This is a genomic window from Streptomyces sp. NPDC027189, assembly GCF_055566975.1.
The window spans coordinates 115,966-138,736 of sequence record NZ_JBVHRI010000021.1 but is presented as its reverse complement, the minus strand read 5'-3'; the positions used below and the strand labels follow the sequence as shown (position 1 = coordinate 138,736).

The 22,771-nt window shown below is 70.4% G+C and carries 23 protein-coding genes; 18 read left to right on the top strand and 5 right to left on the bottom strand.

The window, feature by feature from the left end; genetic code table 11:
• On the bottom strand, nt 1–1,008 hold the full coding sequence (locus tag ACZ4RZ_RS36975) for an aldo/keto reductase (RefSeq protein WP_467751312.1): 1,008 nt from the start codon (nt 1,006–1,008) through the stop codon (nt 1–3).
• 57 nt (nt 1,009–1,065) lie between these two features.
• Nucleotides 1,066–1,392 carry a nuclear transport factor 2 family protein gene (locus ACZ4RZ_RS36970; RefSeq protein ID WP_467751311.1) on the bottom strand — a complete coding sequence of 109 codons (327 nt, stop codon included), beginning with the start codon at nt 1,390–1,392 and terminating at the stop codon, nt 1,066–1,068.
• Between the two features lie 134 nt (nt 1,393–1,526).
• On the opposite strand from ACZ4RZ_RS36970, the gene ACZ4RZ_RS36965 reads away from it, so the two are divergent.
• From ACZ4RZ_RS36965 to ACZ4RZ_RS36955, 3 genes are all read left to right on the top strand, one after another.
• Nucleotides 1,527–2,090, top strand: a complete 564-nt coding sequence (locus ACZ4RZ_RS36965) for a DoxX family protein (RefSeq protein ID WP_467751309.1) — start codon at nt 1,527–1,529, stop codon at nt 2,088–2,090.
• A gap of 118 nt (nt 2,091–2,208) precedes the next feature.
• Nucleotides 2,209–2,556: a MazG-like family protein gene (locus tag ACZ4RZ_RS36960; protein ID WP_467751308.1), complete on the top strand. Its 348-nt coding sequence runs from the start codon at nt 2,209–2,211 to the stop codon at nt 2,554–2,556.
• Nucleotides 2,557–2,756: 200 nt separating this feature from the next.
• Nucleotides 2,757–4,079, top strand: a complete 1,323-nt coding sequence (locus tag ACZ4RZ_RS36955; RefSeq protein ID WP_467751307.1) for a hypothetical protein — start codon at nt 2,757–2,759, stop codon at nt 4,077–4,079.
• Between the two features lie 25 nt (nt 4,080–4,104).
• Here ACZ4RZ_RS36955 and ACZ4RZ_RS36950 read toward each other — a convergent pair whose 3' ends face one another.
• The gene (locus ACZ4RZ_RS36950; RefSeq protein WP_467751305.1) at nt 4,105–4,674 is read right to left on the bottom strand and encodes a TetR/AcrR family transcriptional regulator; all 570 of its coding nucleotides are present in this window, start codon (nt 4,672–4,674) and stop codon (nt 4,105–4,107) included.
• Between the two features lie 215 nt (nt 4,675–4,889).
• Between ACZ4RZ_RS36950 and ACZ4RZ_RS36945 the strand changes: the two genes are divergently transcribed.
• Complete coding sequence (locus ACZ4RZ_RS36945; protein WP_467751303.1) at nt 4,890–5,750, top strand: AAA family ATPase; 861 nt, start codon at nt 4,890–4,892, stop codon at nt 5,748–5,750.
• Entirely contained in the window at nt 5,747–7,153 is a 1,407-nt protein-coding gene (locus ACZ4RZ_RS36940; protein WP_467751302.1) for a vWA domain-containing protein, read from the top strand. Before ACZ4RZ_RS36945 ends, ACZ4RZ_RS36940 begins: the two co-directional genes overlap by 4 nt.
• Nucleotides 7,154–7,234: 81 nt before the next feature.
• On the opposite strand, the gene ACZ4RZ_RS36935 is transcribed toward ACZ4RZ_RS36940, so the two are convergent.
• Entirely contained in the window at nt 7,235–7,936 is a 702-nt protein-coding gene (locus ACZ4RZ_RS36935) for an SDR family oxidoreductase (RefSeq protein WP_467751301.1), read from the bottom strand.
• Nucleotides 7,937–8,160: 224 nt separating this feature from the next.
• Here ACZ4RZ_RS36935 and ACZ4RZ_RS36930 point away from each other — a divergent pair, with 224 nt between their 5' ends.
• The 13 genes from ACZ4RZ_RS36930 to ACZ4RZ_RS36870 all read left to right on the top strand — a co-directional run bounded on the left by ACZ4RZ_RS36930 (nt 8,161) and on the right by ACZ4RZ_RS36870 (nt 21,542).
• The gene (locus ACZ4RZ_RS36930) at nt 8,161–9,213 is read left to right on the top strand and encodes a lytic transglycosylase domain-containing protein (RefSeq protein ID WP_467751299.1); all 1,053 of its coding nucleotides are present in this window, start codon (nt 8,161–8,163) and stop codon (nt 9,211–9,213) included.
• A gap of 55 nt (nt 9,214–9,268) precedes the next feature.
• The gene (locus ACZ4RZ_RS36925) at nt 9,269–10,294 is read left to right on the top strand and encodes an RNA polymerase sigma factor (protein WP_467751298.1); all 1,026 of its coding nucleotides are present in this window, start codon (nt 9,269–9,271) and stop codon (nt 10,292–10,294) included.
• Nucleotides 10,295–10,399: 105 nt separating this feature from the next.
• A complete protein-coding gene (locus ACZ4RZ_RS36920) occupies nt 10,400–11,344 on the top strand; it encodes an ABC transporter ATP-binding protein (RefSeq protein ID WP_467751296.1) in 945 nt (314 codons plus the stop codon).
• Nucleotides 11,341–12,111: an MlaE family ABC transporter permease gene (locus ACZ4RZ_RS36915; RefSeq protein ID WP_450697556.1), complete on the top strand. Its 771-nt coding sequence runs from the start codon at nt 11,341–11,343 to the stop codon at nt 12,109–12,111. Before ACZ4RZ_RS36920 ends, ACZ4RZ_RS36915 begins: the two co-directional genes overlap by 4 nt.
• 3 nt (nt 12,112–12,114) lie before the next feature.
• Nucleotides 12,115–12,918, top strand: coding sequence for an MlaE family ABC transporter permease (locus tag ACZ4RZ_RS36910; RefSeq protein ID WP_399078646.1), 804 nt, complete (start codon nt 12,115–12,117; stop codon nt 12,916–12,918).
• Nucleotides 12,919–12,923: 5 nt separating this feature from the next.
• Entirely contained in the window at nt 12,924–14,159 is a 1,236-nt protein-coding gene (locus tag ACZ4RZ_RS36905; protein ID WP_467751294.1) for an MCE family protein, read from the top strand.
• A gap of 113 nt (nt 14,160–14,272) precedes the next feature.
• Complete coding sequence (locus tag ACZ4RZ_RS36900; RefSeq protein WP_467751349.1) at nt 14,273–15,274, top strand: MCE family protein; 1,002 nt, start codon at nt 14,273–14,275, stop codon at nt 15,272–15,274.
• 194 nt (nt 15,275–15,468) lie between these two features.
• Nucleotides 15,469–16,449 carry an MCE family protein gene (locus ACZ4RZ_RS36895; protein WP_467751348.1) on the top strand — a complete coding sequence of 327 codons (981 nt, stop codon included), beginning with the start codon at nt 15,469–15,471 and terminating at the stop codon, nt 16,447–16,449.
• On the top strand, nt 16,446–17,570 hold the full coding sequence (locus tag ACZ4RZ_RS36890) for an MCE family protein (RefSeq protein WP_467751293.1): 1,125 nt from the start codon (nt 16,446–16,448) through the stop codon (nt 17,568–17,570). Before ACZ4RZ_RS36895 ends, ACZ4RZ_RS36890 begins: the two co-directional genes overlap by 4 nt.
• Entirely contained in the window at nt 17,567–18,856 is a 1,290-nt protein-coding gene (locus ACZ4RZ_RS36885) for an MCE family protein (protein WP_467751292.1), read from the top strand. Before ACZ4RZ_RS36890 ends, ACZ4RZ_RS36885 begins: the two co-directional genes overlap by 4 nt.
• Nucleotides 18,853–20,130: an MCE family protein gene (locus ACZ4RZ_RS36880; RefSeq protein WP_467751291.1), complete on the top strand. Its 1,278-nt coding sequence runs from the start codon at nt 18,853–18,855 to the stop codon at nt 20,128–20,130. The genes ACZ4RZ_RS36885 and ACZ4RZ_RS36880 overlap by 4 nt, the downstream gene beginning before the upstream one ends.
• 35 nt (nt 20,131–20,165) lie before the next feature.
• Nucleotides 20,166–20,657, top strand: coding sequence for a hypothetical protein (locus ACZ4RZ_RS36875; RefSeq protein ID WP_467751290.1), 492 nt, complete (start codon nt 20,166–20,168; stop codon nt 20,655–20,657).
• An 87-nt stretch (nt 20,658–20,744) separates the two neighbouring features.
• Nucleotides 20,745–21,542, top strand: a complete 798-nt coding sequence (locus ACZ4RZ_RS36870; protein WP_467751288.1) for a hypothetical protein — start codon at nt 20,745–20,747, stop codon at nt 21,540–21,542.
• Between the two features lie 80 nt (nt 21,543–21,622).
• Here ACZ4RZ_RS36870 and ACZ4RZ_RS36865 read toward each other — a convergent pair whose 3' ends face one another.
• Nucleotides 21,623–22,495 carry a trypsin-like serine protease gene (locus tag ACZ4RZ_RS36865; RefSeq protein WP_467751286.1) on the bottom strand — a complete coding sequence of 291 codons (873 nt, stop codon included), beginning with the start codon at nt 22,493–22,495 and terminating at the stop codon, nt 21,623–21,625.
• Between the last annotated feature and the right edge of the window lie 276 nt (nt 22,496–22,771).

Sequence of the window (22,771 nt, the reverse complement as noted above, 5' to 3'; positions counted from 1 at the left end):
TCACCGTCCGAGTACGCGGTCGACCTCGGCCAACTGCCCGGCGGTGAGCGGCCCTTCGGCGATCGCGCCCGCGTTCTCCTCGGCCTGGGCGACCGAGCGGAACCCCGGGATGGGAACGGTGCGCGGGCTGCGCGCCCACAACCAGGCGAGGGCGCCCTGCGCGAGCGTACGGCCGCCGCTGGTGAGGATCTCCCTGAGGGCGTCGACCCGGGCGAGCCACTCCGGGTCGGCGCCGCCCCGCTCGGTGAAGCCCGGCAGCCAGGCGGGCGGCGCGTTGCGGATGTCCCCCGCTTCGAGGGCCTGCCCCGCCGTGTGCTTCCCGGTCAGCAACCCCATCGCCAGCGGACTGCGGTTGACGCTCGCGAGGTTCGACTCCTCGCAGAGCGCGAGGAGTTCGGGCGCGTCCTGCAGCACATTGAGCCGATGCTGTACGGCCGCGCAGTGCTCGCCCTGCGCGAAGACGGCCGCGCGCTCGGGGTCGTCGGTGCTCCACGCGTAGGCGCGGATCAGCCCTTCCTGTACGAACTCCTCACAGATGTCCCGGAGTTGGGCGGCACGCTCCGGGTCCGCGTCGGAGAGGTGCAGCTGGTAAAGGTCGACGTAGTCGGTGTCAAGGCGCCGTAGAGAGGCGGTCAGCGCGCGGCGGGCGTACGCCGGGGAGTCGTCGCTGCCGGTGGCCAGCCGACGCTCCTCGTCGATCACGTTGCCCCACTTGGTGGCCACGACCACGTCGGACCGCCGGTTGCCCAGCGCCCGCGCGAGAACGCGCTCGCTGTGCCCGGCGCCGTACGCGTCCGCCGTGTCGAAGAAGGTCACACCGAGGTCGAGTGCACGCCGGATCGCCCGTACGGACTCTTCGTCGTCGACCTTGCCCCAGCCGAGCGGCTGACCGTCGGGGGTCGACCACTCGCCGCCGATGGCCCAGCAGCCGAAGCCGAGGGGGCTCACCTCGATACCGCTGCGTCCCAGTGTCCTGTGCTCAGTCGTCCCGTACTCAGTGGTCTCCATGCCACTGGACGCTAGGAGTTGGAGCGCACGCGAAGGCAAGCCCCCGGTGGGAGACGGTTACGCCTGGCCGGTCTCGAAGCGGGTGATCCTGCCGCCGTCGTCGACGGTGAAGCTCCACCTCGTCTTCATCTCGCCCCAGGTGTCGTTGCTGTAGCGGGCGATGAGGGAGCGGCCTCCGTTGGACTCGTTGTCGACGTCCATGTGGCCGTGGGAGGAGAAGATCTCCCGCTCGGTCCAGTCGGCGAGGTCACGGTCGGAGCCGTCGTCGGACATGGTGGCGCCGGGCGCGAGCAGCGCCTGGAAGGCATCCCGGTCGTGGGCGTTCACCGCGGTGACGAAGGCCCGGACGGCCGGCTCGCTGAGTTTCGCTACCTGAATCGTCATGCCAGCCAGACTCACACCGGTCCCCCGCGCCCGCCACCCGAACGGCTGCCCGGGAGCGTCGGGCTCGTCCGATCGGTGCGACGGTGGAGACCCCGGGGAGGGAACCGTTGCCGCTGTCTGCTCTGGGAGTCACCGTGACCTGTTTCGACCGAACCGATCTGGGACTGCTGTTGCTCCGTCTGGGCACGGGCGGAGTGCTGGCCGCGCATGGGGCGCAGAAACTGCTCGGCTGGTTCGGCGGGGGCGGTCTCGAAGGGACCGGGGCGGCCATGGAGGCCATGGGCTACATGCCCGGGAAGACGAGCGCGACGGCGGCCGGGCTCGCGGAGGCGGGCGGCGGCACACTGCTGGCGCTGGGCCTCGCGACGCCCGCGGCCGGTGCGGCGGCGGCCGGCTCGATGGCGGGCGCGGCGGCGGTGCACGCACCGAACGGGTTCTTCGCGCAGGGCGGTGGCTACGAGTACGCGGCGTCGCTGGGTCTGACGGCCGCGGGCCTCGCGGTGGCGGGACCCGGACGGCTGTCCCTCGACCATCTGCTGGGCCACACGGTGAACCGCGGCTGGATGGTGCCGACGGCGCTGGGCGTGACGGCGGCGGTCACGGCGGTGGTCGTGGGAGCGCGGAACAAGAGGGTGCGGAAGGCGGCGGAGGGGGAGCAGGAGGCGCTGTTCGACGAGCAGGCGTTCATCGACGAGTAGGCGTTCGTCGACGAGTAGGCGTCGGGTCTACGGGGAGGCATCGGGTCCATGAAGAGGCGTCGGGCGAGCGGCCTCTGGGGAGGCTGGCCGCATGGCTGACTCCGGAGACGCAGGTCCGATGGCTGATGAAGACGTCTGGGACTCGATCGACCGCCTGCACGCCTGGTTGGACGCCAACCGGGCGCACGACGGCCGGGAGGGCCTGCTCCTGCGCATGCTGAAGCTGTCGGAGGAGGTCGGCGAGGTGGCCCAGGCGGTGATCGGCGCGACGGGCCAGAACCCGCGCAAGGGCACCACCCACACCTGGGACGACGTGCAGTCGGAACTCTGCGACGTCGTCATCACGGCACTGGTGGCCCTGCGCACGCTGACGCCGGACGCGCGCGAGGTCTTCACCGCCCACTTGGCGGGCGTCACGGAGCGGTCGCTCGGCCCCCTCGGGAAGGGCCCAACTCCCGGAGCCTAAGAGGCACTTGCGACCCGACGACCAGCCGGTGTCCGAAGGTGTTCACCCCGCAGACCTACGCGCGCCGCGTGGAGTTGGCGGGGGCGGCTGAGCCTTCTCGTCGGCATCACGTCGACGAAAGGGTCCCAGTGCAGGACTGCGTTTTTCCCTCGGGCCGCCGGGCGATTGCCGTGGTGAGCGGGGTGCTTACGCTCGCCGTCATGGGCATGGGAAGCCAGGCGCGGGCGGCGAGTTATGGCACGCCGAGCCTTTCGTTGTCGGCGGCGTACCTGTCCGGCGCGGTGGGTGCGAGCGGTGATCCGGTCGTGCAGGTGACGGTCGCCCAGAGCGGCGCCGACGCGGGTGCGCTCGTCGTCTCGGTGACCAAGAGCAGCAGGACCTCCGTGGCGACCACCGGCGACGTCACCGTCACCGGAACCGGCGCGACCCGTAAGGTCGCCGTCGCCGCGCGCGGCCGGGGCTACACCGACCTCACCGTGAAGGTGACGGGAGTCGACGGCCAGACGGCCACGAAGACGCTGCACTACGCCGCGTCGGCCGCCGTCCAGCAGAGCGCGGACAGCAGGTACTTCACCGGTTCCAGCGACGCCTCCGCCGCCGTCGACGTGGGCGGCGGCTATGCGGTCGTCGCGGACGACGAGTCCAACACCCTGCGCCTGTACGACCGTTCGACGTCGGGCGCACCTGTCAGGACCTGGGACTTCAGCTCCAGGATCGGCGTCTCGAAGGAGATCGACATCGAGGGTGCCGCCCGCGTCGGCGACACCATCTACTGGACGGGCTCGCTGGGCAACAACAAGGACGGCGAGTACAAGTCGGCCCGCAACACGGTCTTCATGACCAAGGTCACCGGTTCGGGCGCGGCCACGACCCTCTCGTACGGCGGCGCGTACGCGAAGCTCCGCGACGACCTCGTCGCCTGGGACGAGGCGAACGGCGACCGCTACGGCTTCGCGGCGGGCACCGGGGCCGGCCAGGTCCCCAAGCAGATCGACGGCTTCAACGTGGAGGGCCTGGAGTTCGCGCCGGGCTCGACGACCACGGCGTACATCGGCTTCCGCGCGCCCCTCGCCCCGGCGGTGGCGGGCGGCAAGGCGCTCCTCGTCCCCGTCACGAACATCGACAAGATGGTCGGCAGCGGCGCGTCGGCCACCTTCGGCACCCCGATCGAGCTCGACCTCGGCGGCCTCTCGGTCCGCGACATCCGCAAGAACGCCTCGAACCAGTACCTGATCGTCGCCGGCTCCTGGGCCGCCGACGACAACACCGACCCGTACGCCCTCTACTCCTGGGACGGCGACCCGGCCCACGCCCCGGTCAAGCGCCTCGACCTCCCCACCTCGGACCCCGGCGGCTGGGAGTCCGTCGTCGACGTCCCCGACCTGACGGTGCCGGGCGCCCGCGCCCAGCTGATCACCGACGACGGCTCCGCCGACCTGTACGGCGACGGCACGGAGGCCAAGGACCTCACTCACCCGGAGTGGAAGAAGTCCCGGGCCACGTGGTTCACGGTCACCGGCTGAGGTAGCTGTAGCTGTAGCGACGGTGCTACTCGACGCCCGCGGCGTCCAGCAGCACCGTCGCGGTCGTGGTGGTCAGCCCGTCGAGGGTCTCGACCCGGGCGCCCGCGCGGGCGCTCGCACCGTCGAAGACCAGCATCAACTGCCGGGCGAGGAGATCGGGGTCGCGCGCGCCACCGCGCTCGGCCTCGGCCCGGAACACCTCTTTGAGCCGCTGCTTGGCGCCGCCGGCGACCGCACTCGCCGGGTGCTCGGGGTCCTTCAGTTCGACCAGCACGGCCAAGAAGGGACAGCCGCGGAACTCGGGCAGCGCCGCCGCCTTCTCCAGCCGCTCGAAGACGCCCAGGATGCGCTCGCGGGGCGTGACGGCCTCCCCCGCCTCGGGCGCGAGCTGCTCCACGTACTGCGGAATGCGCCGCTCCAGGCTCGCCGCGAGGAGGTCGTCCTTGCTGGCGAAGAGCTGGTACATCGACCTCTTCGAGACACCGGCCGACCGGCACAGTGCCTCGATGCCGATGGAGACGCCGTCGCGGTAGGAGAGCTCGGCCGCCGCGTCCAGCAGCCGGTCCCTCGGGGACGCCTTGTCTGTAGTGGCCATACGGGGAGGTTACCTCGCAAGAGAGAGCGAGGAAACCGATCGGTATACGGCTGCGCGAGCGCCCTCACGCATGACGCTGCGCGAGCACGCACACGCGTGACGCTGTGCGACCACCCTCACACGTGACGCTGTGCGAGCGCCCTCACACGTGACAGGGTGGTGAACAAGCGCTTAGATAGTGAGCCGATCTCGCCCGTGCCGAGCTGGAGGCCCCGTTGCTCTTCACATCCGTCGACGATGTCTCCGCACGCCTCGCCGAGACCGGCTATCTGGCGTCTCCCGCCGTCGCCACGACGGTCTTCCTGGCCGACCGCCTCGGCAAGCCGCTCCTGGTGGAGGGCCCCGCCGGGGTCGGCAAGACAGAACTCGCCAAGGCCGTCGCCGAGGTCGCCGGGGCACGACTGGTCCGGCTGCAGTGCTACGAGGGCGTCGACGAGTCCAGGGCGCTGTACGAGTGGAACCACGCCAAGCAGCTGCTGCGCATCAGCGCGGGCCGCGACGAGACGTGGGACGAGGCGCGCACCGACATCTTCAGCGAGGAATTCCTGCTGGCGCGCCCGCTGTTGACCGCGATCCGCGGCGACGAGCCCAAGGTGCTGCTGATCGACGAGACCGACAAGGCCGACGTCGAGGTGGAGGGTCTGCTGCTCGAAGTGCTCAGCGACTTCCAGGTCACCGTCCCCGAGCTTGGCACGATCACCGCGACCAGCCGCCCCTTCGTGGTCCTCACCTCGAACGCGAGCCGCGAGCTGTCCGAGGCGCTGCGCCGCCGCTGCCTCTTCCTCCACATCGGCTTCCCGGACGAGGAGTTGGAGCGTCGCATCGTACGGCTGAAGGTGCCGGGGCTCAACGCGGCGTTGGCGGAGTCCGTGGTGCGGGTGGTCGGCGCGCTGCGCGAGATGGACCTGCGGAAGGTCCCCTCGGTCGCCGAGACGATCGACTGGGCTCGCACGCTGATCGCTCTCGGGGCGGACACCCTCGACGAGAGCGTCGTGCACGACAGCCTCGGCGTGCTCCTCAAGCATCAGGACGACGTGCTCAAGGCGACCGCCAAGCTCGACCTGGGCGCCGTGTGACCGCGCCGTCGGCCGGTGCGGCGGAGCAGTCGGCGGGCGCGGCCGACCAGGCGGCCGATGTGGCGGACCGACTGACGGGTCTCGTCGGAGCGCTGCGCTCACACGGGGTGCGGATCGGCACCGGGGAAACCCTGGACGCCGCACAGGCGTTGGAGGCGCTCGGCCTCGCGGACCGGGAACGGCTGCGTGAAGGCCTCGCGGCCACGCTGCTCCACAGCACGGGGCAACGGCGGGTGTTCGATCCGGTCTTCGACGTGTACTTTCCGCGTCGCGTCGGGGCGCTGTCGGACAGCGAAGCGCCCGCCGACCGGGAGGACCTGCGCAGCCGGCTCGCGGCGGCGCTTGCGGCCAACGATCAATCGCTGATTGCCCAGTTGGCGGTCGAGGCTGTGGACGGCTTCGGTGGATACGGTTCGCCGGGGTCGGACGGCTGGTCGTCGTACCAGACGCTCGACCGGCTGCGACCGCAGACGCTGATGGCGCGGGTTCGCGACAGCGTCCGGGCGCAGCGCGGCGGAGCGGGGTTCACCGACCGGCTGCTGGAGGACGAGATCCGGCGGCGCATCGAGGCCTTCCGCGCGCAGGTCGCCACGGAGGCACGGCGCCGGGTCGCCGAGCGGCGCGGCCGGGACGAGATCGCGCGGCGGGCAGTGGCCCCGACCGCCGACCGGGTCGACTTCCTGTTCGCCGGGCGCACCCAACTCGCCGATCTGCGCAGGGTGGTTCAGCCGCTCGCGCGCAAACTGGCCACCCGGCTCGCCGCACGCCGCCGCCGGGCCGCCCGCGGCACCATCGACCTGCGGCGGACCCTGCGCGGGTCGCTGTCGACGGGCGGGGTGCCGATGCGACCCGTGCTGCGCAGGCGCCGCCCCGTTCGGCCCGAACTGGTTCTGCTGTGCGATGTGTCGGGCTCGGTGTCGGGATTCTCGGACTTCACGATGCTGCTGGTGCAGGCGCTGCACGACCAGTTCAGCAAGGTGCGGGTGTTCGCCTTCGTCAACCGGATCGACGAGGTGACCGGCCTGCTGGTGCACGGCACGGCCGACCCGGAGGGGCTGGGCGCCCGCATCCAGGCGGAGGCCACTCTGACGGGCTGGCACGGCAGCAGCGACTACGGTGTCGCGTTCGGCGAGTTCGACGAGCGGTACACCGACGCGGTCGGGCCGCGCACGACCGTGTTCGTCCTCGGCGACGCCCGTACGAACATGAGCGACCCGAACCTCCCGGCCGTGCGGCACCTCTCCGAACGGGCCCGTCGTGTCTACTGGTTGAACCCCGAGCAGCGGTCCCAGTGGGGCACGGGCGACTCCGCCGCGCCCGCCTATGCCGAACTCGTCGAGATGCACGAGTGCCGCAACGCCCGGCAGCTCAGCGAGCTGATCGCCCGCCTGCTGCCGGTCTGACGCTGCCGGTCCGACGTTCCCGGTCCGACATTGCCGGTCCGACGCTGCCGGTCTCGCGCTACCGCTCCGGCCTCGGCCCGACTACGCCACCAGCTGCGGATACATCACGCCGATGTCCTGAGACAGCTGGGCCTTGACATGCCGGGAAACATCGTCGGCGAGCACCTCGAAGGCACCGGACTCGATGCCGTCGAGCGCCTGGGCCGCCACGCTCTCGGGAGTGGACTTCGGCGCATCGACATGGGCGGCCAAGTCCGTGTCGACGTAACCGACATGGAGTCCGGTGACCTCGATGCCGCGCGGCTTCAGGTCGAGCCGCAGGGAGTTGGTCTGCGACCAGAGGGCGGCCTTGGACGCACTGTAGGAATTCAGGAGGCCGATCCACGACAGCACCGAGTGGACGTTGAGGATGTGGCCGCCGCCATTGCGCTCGATGATCGGCACGAAGGCGCGCGTGACGAGGAGCGGGCCGTAGAAGTTCGTCTCGAACTCGCGGCGGACGTCCTCGACGGGCGAGTCCAGGAAGTTCGCGTTCACGGACGCGCCGGCGTTGTTGATCAGGACGGTGACGTCCTGTGCCTGCTCGGCGGCCGCGGCGACGGACGCGGGATCGCTCACTTCCAGCGCCAGCGGCACCGCGTCGGGGTGCTCGACCGTCCGGGGGTCGCGCGCGGTCGCGTACACCTTCTTCGCACCGCGCTCGTACAGGGACTGCACCAGCGCCCGGCCGATACCGCGGCTGCCGCCGGTGACGAGGGCGACCGAGCCTTCGATGGATGTCATGGGTACTCCCGGGAACAAGGAATGGGAAACCGATCGGGTTACCTGCTCCTGCGAGAGTAAACCGATCGGTTTCCCGCCGCAAGGCCGGCCCCGCGCGGACCCGCGCGCCCCCCTTGCGGGCACGCGCGCGCTCCCCTTCCCGAAATAGCCGCGCCTCGAGCGACGGACCCCCCGCCCCGCCCCGTAGAGCAGACGACATCGGCCCACAGGGAGGGGAGCGCAACGTGGCAGGGCACAGCATCAGAGGCGTCCGGGGTGCGGCGATCGCGGCGGCGGCGATGGCCGCATTGACCGCGTCACAGGCGCCGGGGGCGGTACCGGCACGGGCCTCCACGCCCCAGCGGGAGGCGCCCGCCGAGCACGGGCCGAGCGTGTCGGGCGACACCCCGTACCGCACCAGCCTCCCGCCACTGCGGACCCGGGAACGCGAGCGCGGGGCATCGATGGCCGGCGCCGCCCTGCCGGCGAGCGTGTTCGGCGCCTACCGGCACGCCGAGGCGGAGCTCGCGCGCACCGCGCCCGGCTGCCGGCTGCGGTGGCAGTTGCTGGCCGCGATCGGCCAGGTGGAGTCCGGGCAGGCGCGGGGCGGCCGGGTGACGGCGGACGGTACGACCGTGACGCCGATTCTCGGGCCGCGGCTGGACGGCGGCGCCTTCGCCGTCGTGCGGGACACCGACGGCGGCGCGTACGACGGGGACCCGGCCTACGACCGGGCGGTCGGACCGATGCAGTTCATCCCGTCGACCTGGGCCCGCTGGGGCACGGACGGCAACGGCGACGGACGGGCCGACCCGGACAACGTCTTCGACGCGGCGCTCGCCGCCGGGCGCTACCTGTGCGCGGGCGGGCGGGACCTCTCCGACCCGGCGGAGCTGGACCGGGCGGTCCTCGGCTACAACCACTCGACGGCGTATCTGCGCACGGTCAGAGCCTGGTACGCGTACTACCTGGAAGGGCACCGGGTGGTGCCGGACGACCGCGCGGAGTCCCCCGCGCACCCGAAGCCGTCGCAGCCGCCGGCCACGCCGAAGCCGTCCACCCGTCCGAGCGCCGCCCCCTCCCCGGCACCGTCCGCGCCCGCCTCACCGACCCCGACCCCCGGCACGTCCCGTTCGGCGGGCGGGCCCACGGAGACGCAGGAGCCCCAACTCCCCACGCCCGGCACGGACATCGAACTGCCCGGCGCCGACCTGCTGCCCAGCGACGGCCCGCTGACCAGCAACGGTGTGGACTCGATCGCCTCCTCCCCCTCCACAACCGCGGATACCGGGCGGTAATGTCGCCACCCGCCGGGACGGCACAGGACCGGCGGGTGAGCGCAAAGGGGCCCTCATGGCGACGGACATGCCGGACATGCCTGCGGAGATACAGGCTGCCCACGACCGTTGGCAGCGCATGTGGAGCCATCGCGAGCAACTGCTCAAGGTGGCCCGGCGCAGGTCGATGAGCCCGGAGGACGCCGAGGACGCGGTGCACGAGGCGATGCTGCGCGCCGCGGAGCGCCCCGATCTGGACGACGAGCGTCTCGGCGCCTGGCTGACGACCGTGACCATGCGGCTGTGCGTCGACCGGCACCGCCAGGTCAACCGCGAGGCCGAGGTACACCGCAGCCCCACGCTCAACGCGCCGGGTCCGGTACCCGTCGAGGAGGCGGTGTGCGACCGGGCCGAGGCCAGGTGGCTGGCCGTGCGCAGCGGGGAACTGCCCGCGCGCCAGGCCGAGGCGCTCCGGCTGAAGTCCGAGGACCTCGACGTCGGCCAGGTCGCCGTGCGCATGGGGCTGAGCTATCGAACCGTCGAGTCGCTGCTCGCCCGGGCCAGGCGCACGCTGCGCAATTCGCTGGCCGGAACGCTGGGCCTCGCCGTGTTTCTGTGGGGGCGCGGCAAGCTGCGCGCGGGCGGACACGCGCAGGCCGTGGCGGTGACCTCGACGGCCGCGACGCTGGTGGTGGCGGGGTTCGTGCTGCCGTACGTCCACGACGGGGACGGGCAGGGCACGACTCCGCGTCCGTCCGTGTCCCGTATGGCCCAGAAGACCACGGAGACCGTCCGGCCCGACGGCGCCGGCCGGGGCGCCACCCCGAACGCCCGTGATCTGTCGGCCGCCTCTACCTCACACGGAGCGACGCCGACGGCATCGCCCGGTGACCACAACCAGTCGCTGCTGCCGCTGCCGGTGCCGCCGCTGCCGACCGCCTCGCTGTCGCCGATGCCGTCCGTTCCCGGCGTCCCGGGGGTGTCCGACCTGCCGAGCGTGCCCGCTCTCCCTGATCTGCCGGCCGTGTCCGCGGTCCCGACGACGCTTCCGGCCGCACCGGAGGCTCCCGTCGAGCTACCGACCCCGACGGCACTGCCGTAGAAGCCTCAGAACCCTCGAAAAAATCCGCGTCCGTCGCGACGGACGCCCCGCCCCTCCCCGTAGAGCAGATGTCGGAGCTGCTCCACGGCGCGAAGGGTGAACCGGATGGGTGTCGAGATCTGTGTGGAAGGGCTGACCAAGTCCTTCGGTCACCAGGTCATCTGGCAGGACGTCTCGCTGACGCTGCCCGCCGGGGAGGTCTCGGTCATGCTCGGCCCCTCGGGCACGGGCAAGTCGGTGTTCCTCAAGACGCTTGTAGGACTGCTGAAGCCGGACCACGGTTCCGTGAAGGTCGCGGGCCGGGATGTCACGAAGCTGCGCGAGCACGACTTGTACGAGGTGCGGAAGCTCTTCGGCGTGCTCTTCCAGGACGGCGCGCTGTTCGGCTCGATGAACCTGTACGACAACATCGCCTTCCCGCTGCGCGAGCACACCCGCAAGTCCGAGAGCCAGATCCGGCGCATCGTGCTGGAGAAGATGGACATGGTCGGGCTGATCGGTTCGGAGGGGAAGCTGCCCGGCGAGATATCCGGCGGCATGCGAAAGCGAGCCGGTCTCGCCCGAGCCCTCGTCCTCGACCCGGAGATCATCCTCTTCGACGAGCCGGACTCCGGCCTCGACCCGGTGCGCGTCGCGTACCTCAACCAGCTGATCGTCGACCTCAACGCACAGATCAACGCGACCTTCCTGATCGTCACGCACGACATTGCCTCGGCCCGCCAAGTGCCGGACAACATCGGGCTGTTGTTCCGCCGCGAGCTGGTCATGTTCGGGCCCCGCGAGAAGCTGCTCACCAGCGACGAACCCGTCGTACGACAATTCCTGAACGGCCGGATGCAGGGGCCGATCGGCATGGCCGAGGAGAAGGACGCCGCGCAGGTCGAGGAGGAGCTGGCGCGGCTCGGCGACATGGACCGACGGGCCCGCCATGTCGGCAACGACATGACACCGCGTCTGCTGCCGAGCCCCGCCATCACCCGCCCACCTCGCTGGGAGGCGATCGCGCGCCGCGAGTCCGAGCTGCACCGCAGTGAGGTGGCGGACGCATGAGGCTGTCACCGACCGGAGCACTCAGGCAGTCGGGGAACCTCTTCGCGATGGCGCTGGACGTCGTCCGGACCATGCCCCGGCGGCCGTTCCAGGCACGGGAGTTCATCCAGCAGGCCTGGTTCATCGCGAGCGTCACCATCCTGCCGACGGCCCTGGTGTCCATCCCCTTCGGGGCGGTCATCGCGCTGCAGATCGGCAGCCTGACCCGGCAGCTCGGCGCCCAGTCCTTCTCCGGGGCCGCCTCGGTTCTCGCGGTGCTGCGGGAGGCCTCGCCGATCGTCACCGCGCTGCTGATCGCGGGCGCCGGCGGCACGGCGATCTGCGCGGATCTCGGGGCGCGGAAGATCCGCGAGGAGATCGACGCGATGCAGGTGCTGGGCATCGACCCCATCCACCGGCTGGTCGTCCCGCGGGTCCTGGCGTCGATGGTGGTGGCGGTGCTGCTCAACGGCCTGGTGTCGGTCGTCGGCGTCGCGGGCGGCTACTTCTTCAACGTCGTCCTGCAGAACGGCACACCGGGCGCCTATCTCGCCTCCTTCACCACGCTCGCCCAGCTCTCCGACCTGTGGGCGGCGGAGATCAAGGCGCTGGTGTTCGGCGCGATCGCCGCGATCGTCGCCTCGTACAAGGGACTGACCGCGAAAGGCGGCCCGAAGGGTGTGGGCGACGCCGTGAACCAGTCGGTGGTGATCACCTTCATGTTGCTGTTCGTGACGAACTTCGTGATGACCGCCGTGTACTTCCAAGTCGTTCCGCAGAGGGGCTGAGTCATGGCGCTGCTGAATCGCCTGGAGGAACTGGGCAGCCAACTGTCCTTCTACGGCCGCTCGTTGGCATGGACAGGCCGTACCGTACGCCGCTACAAGAAGGAGATCCTGCGGCTGCTCGCCGAGGTGAGCTTCGGCCGCGGCGCCCTCGCCGTCGTGGGCGGCACGGTCGGCGTCATCGCCTTCCTGTCGTTCTTCACCGGCACGGAGGTGGGCCTGCAGGGGTACGCCGCGCTCAACCAGCTCGGCACCTCCAACTTCGTGGCGTTCCTCTCGGCGTACTTCAACACCCGGGAGATAGCCCCGCTGGTGGCCGGGCTCGCGCTCTCCGCAACGGTCGGCGCGGGCTTCACAGCCCAGCTCGGCGCGATGCGGATCAGCGAGGAGACCGACGCCCTCGAAGTCATGGGCGTGCCCTCGCTGCCGTTCCTGGTGACCACCCGGATGATCGCCGGTTTCGTCGCGGTGATCCCGCTGTACGTGATCGGGCTGCTGTCCTCGTACTTCGCCGCCCGCACCATCACCACCGGCTACTACGGGCAGTCGGCGGGCACTTACGACCACTACTTCCAGCAGTACCTGCCGCCGGTCGACGTGCTCTGGTCCTTCGGGAAGGTGCTCGTCTTCGCCGTCCTGATCATCCTGGTGCACTGCTTCTACGGCTACTACGCGAGCGGCGGGCCGGCGGGCGTCGGCGTCGCCGTGGGCCGCGCCGTGCGCACCTCGATCGTCGCGATCAACGTCCTGGACTTCTTCCTGTCGCTCGCGATCTGGGGCGCCAACACGACCGTACGGATTGCGGGGTGAGCCGTATGAGAGTGCTGAGACTGCGGTTGTACGGCGTTGTGTTCCTCGCCGTGCTCGCGCTGCTGCTGTCCCTGTCCGTCGCCGTGTACCGGCAGGTGTTCACCCCGGCCGTACGGATCGAGCTGGAGGCAGACAGCCTCGGCAACCAGCTCGATCCGCGCGCCGACGTCAAACTGCGCGGGCTGCTGGTCGGCGAGGTACGCGCGGTGCACGCCGACGGGACGAAGGCGACGCTCGACATCGCGCTGAAGCCGGAGTACGTCGCATCCATCCCGTCCGACGTGCACGCGCGCCTGCTGCCCAAGACGCTGTTCGGCGAGAAGTACGTCGACCTGGTCGCGCCCGCGCGGTCCTCGGCCCGGCCCATCCGCGCCGGGGACGTCATCACCCAGGACCGCACCCGCGTCGGCATCGAGCTCCAGCAGCTGATGAACGACCTGCTGCCGCTGTTGCGGACCGTGCAGCCCGGCAAGCTCAACGCCACGCTCTCCGCGTTCGCCACCGCCCTCGAAGGGCGCGGCGACCGGATCGGCGACAACCTCACGCGCGTGGAGGACTATCTGCACCGGCTCAATCCTCATCTGCCGTCCCTCACCGAGGACTTCGCCCGGCTGGCCGACGTCGCCGAGGTGTACGGCGACGCGGCTCCCGACCTGATGGAGATCCTGCGCAACACCGTCACCACCAGCCGAACCCTGGTCGAGCAGCGGGACCGGCTCGCGTCCGCGCTCACCACGACGGCCACCGCCGCGGGCACCGCGAACGACTTCCTCGACGCGAACGGCGACCGGCTGATCACCCTGGGCCGGGTCTCCCGCCCCACGCTCGAACTCTTCGCCCGCTACTCGCCCGAGTACCCCTGCCTCCTCGCCGGCCTGGTGCGCGAGGAGCAGGCATCCGAGCAGGCATTCCGGGGCGGCAAGATGCACATCACGCTCGAAGTCGTGCGCCAGCAAGGGGCGTACGAACCCGGTGAGTACCCCCGCTACGGCGAGCGGTCGGGGCCCAACTGCCGCGACCTGCCCCATCCGCAGGTGCCCGCGCCCGGAGTCCACCTCAACGACGGTTCCGCGAAGGGCAGTCCGTCCGGCCCCGGCGGCGTCTCCGCCACCCGGGCCGAGCAGCGCGCCGTCGGTTCGCTCGTGGCGCCCGTCATGGGCGTACCCGCCGACGAGGTGCCGCCGGTCGCGACCCTGCTGTTCGGGCCGATGGCGCGCGGAACGGCGGTGAGCGTCGCATGAGGACCACGGAGACGACGAAGACCACGAAGGCTACGGAGACTACGGAGACGGCAAAGTACGTGAAGTCCGCGAGGGTCACGAGGACGTCAGGAGCCCGGCAGACCGCCGCCCCGCTGATCAAGTTCAGCCTCTTCGCCCTGGTGACGATCCTGGCGACGGCCCTGCTCGCCGCCACCATCGTCAACATCTCCCTCACCCCCGAGCACACGTATCGCGCGGTGTTCAGCGACGTGACGGGCCTGGAGAACGGCGACGACATCCGGGTGGCCGGGGTGCGGGTCGGCGAGGTCGAGGGCATCCGGATCAAGGACCGGACGCTGGCGGAGGTCACCTTCACGGTCGGCGCGGACCGTCCGCTGCTGAACAGCACCGGCGCGGTCATCCGCTACCGGAACCTGGTCGGACAGCGTTACGTCGCCCTGACCGAGGGCGCGGGAGACGGCACCCGGCTCAAGCCCGGCTCCACCATCCCGCTGTCGCGCACGCAGCCCGCGCTGGACCTCAACGCGCTGCTGAACGGCTTCAAGCCACTGTTCGCCGCGCTCAGCCCGCAGGACGTCAACCAGCTCGCCACCGAGATCATCCGGACCCTCCAGGGCGAGGGCGGCACCGTCAACAGCCTGCTCATGCACACGGCTTCGCTCACCACGACGCTGGCCGGCCGTGACAAGCTGATCGGTTCGGTGATCGACAACCTGAACACCGTGCTGGACACGCTGGACAAGCGCGGCTCCCGCTTCTCCGGGTTGCTCAAGCAGCTGCGTCGGGTGATTTCGGGGCTGTCCGCCGACCGCAAGCCCATCGGGCAGTCGCTGGTGGGCATCGGCGACCTGACGGACGCCACCTCGGGGCTGCTCAAGGACGCGCGTCCGCCGCTGAAGGACGACATCGCCGAGCTGACCGATCTCACCGGAACGCTCAACAAGAACGAGAACACCGTGGAGGGCGTCCTGAAGCGGCTGCCGAACAAGCTCAACGAGCTGACCGGGACGGCGTCCTACGGCTCGTGGTTCAACTTCTACCTCTGCGACTTCGACGGCCGGATCGTGCTGCCGAAGACGAAGCAGGTGCTCACTCCCGACCTGCACGTGGCGCGGGCGAGGTGCGGCGCATGACGAAGCACTTCCTTCCGCACAGGACCCGTAAGCGCCGCCCGGAACCGCTGGTCAAGGTCCGCATCGACCCGCCGAAGCTCCCCAAGATACGGCTGCTTCCACGCCGGGCACCGCGCCCCCGCCGCCCGGAACCCCTGGTCAAAGTCCGCATCGACCCGCCGAAGCTGCCCCGCATACGGATACGCCGCCCGCGCCTGATCCCGTTCCGGGAGCGCAACCCCGTGGTGATCGGAGCCGTCGGCCTCACCATCCTGGGGCTGCTGACCGTGGCCGCGTTCAACGCCGACAGCCTGCCGCTGATCGGCGGCGGCGACACGTACAGCGCGGCCTTCTCGGAGGCGGGCGGCCTCAAGCCCGGCGACGAGGTGCGGATCGCCGGCGTCAAGGTCGGCAAGGTCGAGGACGTCGATCTGGACGGCGACCACGTCAAGGTCACCTTCAAGATCAAGGGCGATCCGAGGTTCGGCACCGAGACCGGTGCCTCGATCCGGGTCAAGACGATCCTCGGCGCGAAGTACCTCGCGCTGCACCCCAAGGGATCGGGGCAGCTGAAGCCAGGCAGCGAGATCCCGCTCAAGCGGACGGTTCCGGCGTACGACGTCGTGCAGGCGTTCAGCGATCTCACCACCACGACGGAGAAGGTCGACACCGACCGGCTGGCGAAGGCCCTGGACACCATCTCCACCACCTTCCAGGACTCGCCCGCCGAGGTGCGGGCGTCCATCAAGGGCCTGTCGAGGATCTCCCGGACGGTCGCTTCGCGTGACAAGGCGCTGGGCGAACTCCTCGACCACGCGAACGGCGTCACGGGCGTGCTGGCCGAGCACTCCGAGGACTTCACCGCGCTGGTCAAGGACGGCGACAAGCTGTTCAAGGAGATCAGCAAGCGACGCACGGCGATCCACAAGCTGCTGAAGAGCTCCGCCGCGCTCGGCATCGAGCTCTCCGGCCTGGTCGCGGACAACGACAAGGAGATCGGGCCCGCGCTCAAGGGCCTGAACACCGTGGTGCGGATGCTCGAACGCAATCAGTCGAGCCTGGACCGGAGCGTCAAGCTGCTCGCGCCGTACGTCCGGGTCTTCACCAACGCCCTCGGCAACGGCCGCTGGTTCGACAGCTACGTCCAGAACCTGGTCGCCGCTCCGGTGGTGCCGCGCACGGGAGGCACCCAGTGAAGAACCTGAAGAGGCGCGTGGCCGTCATCACCTCACTCGCCCTCGTCGCCGGGCTCACCTACGTCCTGTGGCCGCGCTCCGAGTCCGTGCACATCACCGCGTACTTCCCGCGCACCGTCGGCATCTACCCCGGCTCGGACGTCCGCGTCCTCGGCGTCCGGATCGGTGAGGTCGAGAAGATCACGCCGCAGGGCGACCGGGTGCGGGTGGAGCTGAAGTACGACGAGGGCCGCAAGGTCCCGGCGGATGCCAAGGCCGCGATCATCAACTCCTCGGTGGTCAGCGACCGTTACGTGCAGCTGCTGCCGGTGTACCGAAAGGGCCCGGTACTGCGGAACGGCGCCGTCATCCCCGAGACGCGGACGGCCGTGCCGGTCGAACTGGACCGCATCTTCGACAGTCTGCACACCACGGCCGACGCGCTCGGCCCCAAGGGCGCCAACCAGGACGGCGCGCTGTCGCGGCTGCTCGGGGTGAGTGCGGACAACCTCGACGGCCAGGGCGAGAACCTCAACCAGATGGTCGAGGACCTTTCGCAGGCGGTCACCACGCTGTCCGACGGCCGCACGGACCTCTTCGGCACGGTACGGAACCTGCAGGTGTTCACGGCGGCGCTGGCCGCCGACGACAAGAGCGTGCGGTCCTTCAACACCAGCCTCGCCGAGGTCGCCGGGCAGCTCGCGGGCGAGCGCAAGGATCTCGCGGACGCGCTCAAGAACCTGGGGACTGCGCTCGGTGATGTGTCCTCCTTCGTGAAGAACAACAAGAAGTCGCTGACCTCGAACGTGCAGGGCCTGAGCAAGGTGACCAAGGTGCTCGTCACCCAACGGGCCGCGCTGGCCGAGCTGTTGGAGGTCGCTCCCACGGGTCTGTCGAACCTGAACAACGCCTACAACCCGTCCTCGGGAACCCTCGACACCCGCAACAACGCGCAGCAGGCACAGGATCCGGCCTCGCTGCTGTGCTCCGTGCTGAAGACGACGGGCGACGAAGGCGGCAAGAACCCCGACTGCAAGGAGCTGAAGGACCTCTTCGACTCCCTGCCGAAGGTGCCGCAGGGTTCCGCGGTGACGGGAACGGTCGACCGGACGCTCGGCGGAATTCTGGGGGCGAGCGCATGAGCGCACTGCGCAAGGTCGGGGCGGTCGCGTGGGCCGCGGTCGGCTCGCTACTGCTGTCCGGCTGCGAGTTCAACGGCTGGTACGACGTCCAGCTGCCCGGCGGAGCCGCCGCCGACGGTCACGCCTACCACGTCACCGTCGAGTTCCGCGACGTCCTCGACCTGGTGCCACAGTCGGCGGTGAAGGTCAACAACGTCACCGTGGGCGCGGTCGAGAAGGTGGAGCTGAACGGCTGGCACGCGCGCGTACGGCTCCGGGTCGCCGACTCGGTGAAGCTGCCCGCCAACGCGATCGCCGAGCTGCGGCAGACCAGCATGCTCGGCGAGAAGTACGTCGCCCTCTCCGCCCCGACCGGCACCGCTCCCGTGGGCCGGCTCGGCGACGGCGACCGCATCCCGCTGTCCCGCAGCGGCCGCAATCCGGAGATCGAGGAGGTGCTGTCCGCGCTGTCCGCCCTGCTCAACGGCGGCGGAGTGGCCCAGCTCAAGACGATCACCGTGGAGCTGAACAAGGCTCTGGACGGCCGGGAGAACCGGGTCAGATCGCTGCTCAAGGAGCTGAACACCTTCATCGGCGGCCTGGACGACCAGCGGAAGGACATCGTCCACGCCCTCGAGGCGGTCGACCGGCTCGCGGGCCGGCTCGGCAAGGAGAAGAAGACGATCGCCCAGGCCGTCGACACGATGCCGCCCGCCCTGAAGGTCCTCGCCGACCAGCGGCGCGATCTGACGAGGATGCTCACCGCCCTGTCGAAGCTGGGCAAGACGGGCACCAAGGTGGTCACGGCCTCGCACGACGACACGGTCGCGAACCTCAAACAGCTGCGGCCGATCCTGCAACAGCTGAACAAGGCGGGCAACGATCTGCCCAACTCCCTGGAGCTGCTGACCACTTACCCGTTCCCGCGCAACGCGGTGGACGCCGTCAAGGGTGACTACGTCAATCTCCACATCACCGCGGATCTCGACCTGGCCGGCATCTACGGGAACGTGACGGGCGGCAACTCCGATCGGGGCAACGGCGATTCCCAGAAGCCCGGCACTCCCGACGTACCAAAGCTCCCCGAGCTGCCAAGCGTTCCGACACCCACCGCGCTGCCGAGCACACCGAGCCTGCCGTCGTCCCCCTCGGTGCCGTCGTCCCCGTCGGCCCCGTCGAGTGGCGGCGGGCCGCTGTGCCCGCCGGTGTGCACCAGCAGCTACATGACCGGCACAAGCGACGCGGACCTGCCCGAGGGGATCAACCTCGCGCTCGCGGAGCTGATGCTGAAGGGAGTCCAGCCGTGATCACCCGTACGGTCAAGGCCCAACTCCTCGCCTTCGCCACGGTCACCGCCGTCGGGGTGTCGTACGTCGGCGCCGAGTACACGGGCCTGGTGGACGACATCCTGGGCCGCGGCTACACCGTGCAGGCCGACTTCGCCGACTCCGGGGGCATCTTCCCCGGCGCCGAGGTCACGTACCGCGGGGTGCCGGTGGGCCGCGTCGGCGCGCTGCGACTGACCGGCGCCGACGGCGTCTCGGTCGCCCTCGACATCAAGGACGGCGCGCCGCGCATCCCGGCGGACACCCTCGCCGTGGTGGCGAACCGCTCGGCGGTGGGCGAGCAGTACGTAGATCTGCAGCCGCGCACCTCCCACGGCCCGTACCTCCTCGACGGCAGCGCCATCCCCCGCGGCAGCACCCGCGTGCCGCTGCCCACCACGGACCTGGTCCTCAGCCTGGACCGCCTGGTGAACTCGGTCGGCAAGGACGATCTCCAGGTCACAGTCGACGAGCTGGGCAAGGCCTTCTCCGGCACCGGCCCGAATCTGAGCCGCTTGGTGGACTCGGGCAACGCGCTCGTGGAGTCGGCGTCCGATTCACTCCCCCAGACGATCTCGCTCATCGAGGACTCGCGGAAGGTCCTCAAGACGCAGACCGACCAGGGCTCGTCCATCAAGTCGTTCGCGCACGATCTGGCGGCGCTCAGCGCACAGCTGAAGTCGAGCGACGGGGACCTGCGCAAGCTGATCGGCAACGCGACGCCGGCCGCCCAGCAGGTGAACTCGCTGCTGAAGTCCACCGGTCCACGGCTCTCGGTCCTGCTGGCCAACCTGATCAGCGGCGGCCAGGTCACGCTGGCCCGCCTGCCCGGCGTGGAGCAGTCCCTGGTCACCTTCCCGGCGCTGGTCGCGGGCAGCTACACGGTCGTCCCGGGCGACGGCACCACCCACTTCGGCCTGGTGGTGAACGCCGACGACCCGCCGCCGTGCACCCAGGGATACGGGACAACTCGGCGCGACCCCTCGGACACCAGCACGCGCGCGGCGAACACCGACGCGCGCTGCACGGCCCCGCGCGGAAGCAAGACGTCGGTGCGGGGCGCGCAGAACGCCCCCGGCACGTCGACCGCTTCCGGCGGCGCGAACCAGACGGCGTACATCACGCCGTACGACCCGGAGACCGGCACCGCCACCGGCCCGGACGGAAGGCCCGTCGAGATCGGCTCGACGGGCGGCCAACAGGCGGTGTTCGGAGGGGAGTCGTGGCAATGGTTGCTGGTCGGACCGATGGCATGAGCAGAGCCATGAGAAGTGCCCTGTCGATCAGGGCCATGAGAAGTGCCCTGCCGGGCAAGGCCTGGTCGGTGGGGCTCGTCGTGGCGACCGTCCTCACCACCGCGCTGACGATCTGGCTGACCCTCGGGCTGGTCGACCAACGCGAGGCTCAGCAGCGACGCCAGGACATCCTGGCCGCGGCCCGCCAGTCGGCGCTGAACTTCACCTCGCTCGACTACCGGCACTACGACCGGGACAGCGCGAACGTCCTCGAGGGCGCCACCGGCGACTTCAAGAAGCAGTTCGCCGCGCAGACCGAGCAGCTGACGCAGCTGGTCGCCCAGAACAAGTCGGTCTCCGAGGGCCAGGTCCTGGAGGCGGGCATCGTCCGCTCCGACGAGCACTCGGCCCGCGTGCTGGTGGTCGCCGACAGCAAGGTGACCAACACCGCCGCCCCCAAGGGCGAGGCGCGCACCTATCGGCTCCAGCTCGACCTGGTGCACCGGGACGGCCGCTGGTTGACCTCGGACGTCGAGTTCGTCGGCTGACCGCGATCGACCGCCGTAGGCCCCATGAGGACATGAAGACATGAAGACATGAAGACATGGGGACTTGAGGACTTGAGGAGTAAGACCGTGACGAAGACGACCACCCGAGGCCGCGGCTCCGGACCCGGCACGCGGCGCACCATCACCGCGGCCGCCCGCGCGGCGGCCAAGCGCGCGGAGCGCGGCCACCGCGAACCGGACCCGGCAGCCACTGATGAGGAGGCCCGGGGGCGGCCCGAGGCACCGGCCCCCGGACGCACCGTGCTCGTCGAGGCCCCAGAGAAGGACGGCTGGGACGACCCACCGGAGCCTTCGCCGGAGTCTTTCGAGGAGGACGCGCGGCAGGAGGAGGACGAACCCGGCCCCGGCAGGGCGCCGCGGCGCGTTCGGCGGCGGCTGCTCACCGCGGTCCTGTGCGTCCTGCTCGTGGCGGGCCTGGTCGCGGCCGCCGTGCTCGGATGGCAGTACCGGGAGGGAGTCCGGGCCGACCAGGCGCGCGGACAGGCACTCACAGCCGCGCGGCAGGCAGCACCCGTCGTGCTCTCGTACGACTACCGCCACCTCGACCGCGACTTCGCAGCGGCCCGCGCCCGACTCACCGGCCACTTCCGCGACGAGTACCGAAAGACCACCACGACGGTGGTCGGCCCGACGGCCAAGAAATACCACGGTGTGGTGAAGGCGACGGTCGCGCAGCCCACCGGCGGCTCCCCGGCAGCCTCCGTGATCTCGACCTCGGCAGACCGGGCCGTGGTCCTCCTCTTCGTCAACCAGGTGACCACGAGCACCCAGGTCTCGGGCTCGCGCGTGGACCTGAACCGGGTCCGGATGACGCTGACGCGCACGTCCGACGGCTGGAGGGTGAGCGGGGTCGACGCGCTCTGACAGGCATTCGACGAGCTTGAAGCGGTGGGGACTGGAAGCGGAGCGTCAGCCACCGCGCCAGTCCCCGACCTCGTGAGAACCTAGGGCAGTCTCACGAACGGTGACAGGAAGGCCCTTGCACCCGGAGTGTCCAGCCGGTACGAAACGTTCGTGGCGTAACACGGGGTATCGCCGGTGATGGTCGTCGCCGCAAGGATGCTCTTGCCGCCGACGACTGCGAAGTTGGGGCCGCCGGAATCGCCGTAACAGGCGCCGCCGTTGCCCTGTGGCTCGGTCATGGCCAGACGCACCCAGGCGTTGTTGAGGGCGTTGAAGGTCACGGGCGCCTTCATGCGCACACCGCCGCCCGGATGTGTCTGTCCGCCCGGGCCGTTGACTGCTTCCTGAGTGCCGTATCCGGCGACGAGCCAGTCGGTGGAGTTCAGCGCCTGTGGGCCGAGTGCGCCCAGCTGGTTCGCGGTCGGCAGGGCAGCCGGGGTGAAGGACCAGCGGCTCTTGACCTTCGCGGCGGGTAGTTCGATCACCGAGATGTCGTGCGGGTCCGAGGCGGGGCCCGGGTAGTCGGGGTGGCTGTGGGCCGTGCCTTGGACGGCGACGGCGTTGGCCTGTGCGGCCGGATCGCCGGGGTACTTCTTCGCGGCGGCGTCCAGTCCCGCCTGCACGTCCTGGTCGAGCGAGACGTAGAACCTCACGTTGTCCGGCCAGTCCGTGGTGCAGTGTGCCGCGGTCAGGAATGTGTCCGCGTCGATCATCGTGCCCGAGCAGACCCAGTCGACCCGATCCGGGGTCGCCGGGTTGTTGTCGTTGTCCCAGGTGGCCACGAGCGCGCCGACTTCGGTGCGTTCGGGCGCGGGTGTCGCGTTGTAGGAGTTGATCGCGGAGGAGGGCAGCGCGGTGGCGAGCACGGTGGCGCAGGCCGCTGCGGTGACGGCGGTGGCGCGTACGGCGGTCAAGAAGAACCCCTTCGGTGGGTGTGGGAGAGGCGTTCTCCTGTGGAGGGTGAGGGCATTGAAGCGCTCGAGACGGTGCGCGGCAAGAGCGGGGCGCCCAGACAGTGGAGCGCTGATTGCGGAAGGGGACGATCAGGATCGGCAGGTTCAACGACTGGCTTCTCACCCCACGGAGACCTCCTCCCGCCTGGAGATCTGCCTTCCACCCAGCGCCCTGCTCCGTCCGGTCCGGGAAGGTCTGCGTCTGGCCGCCGAGGAAACCCGCGTTGTGATCGGCGA